Genomic DNA, 1438 nt, shown 5'->3' with positions numbered 1-1438 from the left:
GCCCGAGACCCGCCCGGCCGGGGCGGTCAGCCCGATGTAGTACTTCCCGTCGTGCTGTTCATGCACCCCGGAGTGGTCCCCGGCCTGTTCGGGCTTGGGTGCCGGCGGCCCGTCGGGCAGCTCGTAGCCCAGGTACTCCTCCTGCAGCACCTGCCGGAACTTTTCCGGGCCCCAGTCGGCCAGCAGGAACTTCAGCCGGGCCCGGTTGCGCAGCCGGCGGTAGCCGTAGTCGCGGAAGATGGAGGTGACCGCCTCCCAGACGTCCGGGGCCTGTCCCGGGGTGACAAACGCGCCGAGGCGCTCACCCAGGCGCGGGTTGGCGGACAGTCCCCCGCCCACCCACAGGTCGTAGCCGGTGCCCAGTTCCGGGTGCTGCACGCCCACCAGGCGAAGTCGTTGATTTCGTGGACCACGTCCTGGCTGGGGTGCCCGGTGATCGCGGTCTTGTATTTGCGCGGCAGGTTGGAGAACTGGGGGTTGCCGATGTAGCGGCGGGCGATTTCCTGGATCACCGGGGTCGGGTCGATCAGTTCGTCCTTGGCGATCCCGGCCACCGGGGAGCCCAGGATCACCCGGGGCACGTCCCCGCAGGCCTCGGTGGTGTGCAGGCCCACCGCTTCCAGCCGCCGCCAGATTTCCGGGACGTTGACGATGTCCACCCAGTGCAGCTGGATATTCTGCCGGTCGGTGATGTCCGCGGTGTCGCGGGCGAAGTCCCGGGAGATCTGCCCGATGACCCGCAGCTGTTCGGTGCTCAGTGCGCCACCGTCGATGCGCACCCGCAGCATGAAGTATTCATCTTCCAGCTCATGGGGTTCCAAGGTGGCGGTCTTGCCGCCGGGGATGCCCTGGGCGCGCTGGGTGTACAGCCCCCACCAGCGGAAGCGTCCGTGCAGGTCGTCGGGGTCGATGGAGTCAAAGCCGTGCACCGCGTAGATCGTCTCGATGCGTTCGCGCACGTTCAGCCGTCATCGGCCTGCTTGAGTTCCTCATTGGCGTTCAGCGGGGTGGGGCCATCAATTTTCCATTGCCCGTTGGGTTTCGCGGCCCGTGGGGGCCGGCGGCTTGGTGTGGTTGTCTGCGTCATGGTTGCCAGCGTAGGAAGTGGGCCCCACCCGCTGGCAACCGGTCGCTGTCACATCTCTTCGTGCGGCTTAGCGGCCTCAACTTCGACTTTTTTCGTCACCCACGCCGCCTCTTCCAGCGCCTGGAAAAGTCTTTCAAGGAAACATTGCGCGATCATGACGTCGGGCAACAGCGGTGTTGTCACCTGCCAGGCGCCGGTGCTACGCAGCTTGTCCTGGAAGAACCCCTCGGCCAGCAGGGCGCTGAGCACCAGGCGCGCTGCCCCGCCTGTCCCCGCACCACTGCTGGCACCCTTGGTTCGGCCCGGCGCAGTAGCCACCTGCACATCTCGGCCCAGGCGCTGGGAAAGCTG

At 67.1% G+C, this 1438-nt stretch carries 1 protein-coding gene and 1 pseudogene; both read right to left on the bottom strand.

Annotated features, from left to right (window positions below; genetic code table 11):
- Positions 1–1087: pseudogene (locus JCM19049_RS14155) on the bottom strand (nitrite/sulfite reductase); the annotation flags it as partial.
- Positions 1088–1135: 48 nt separating this feature from the next.
- On the bottom strand, positions 1136–1336 hold the full coding sequence (locus JCM19049_RS14150) for a hypothetical protein (protein ID WP_279403267.1): 201 nt from the start codon (positions 1334–1336) through the stop codon (positions 1136–1138).
- Positions 1337–1438: the final 102 nt, after the last annotated feature.

This window comes from Arthrobacter sp. JCM 19049 (assembly GCF_001310435.1).
The sequence above is the reverse complement of the archived record's forward strand: the minus strand, read 5'-3'. Positions and strand labels throughout refer to the sequence as shown.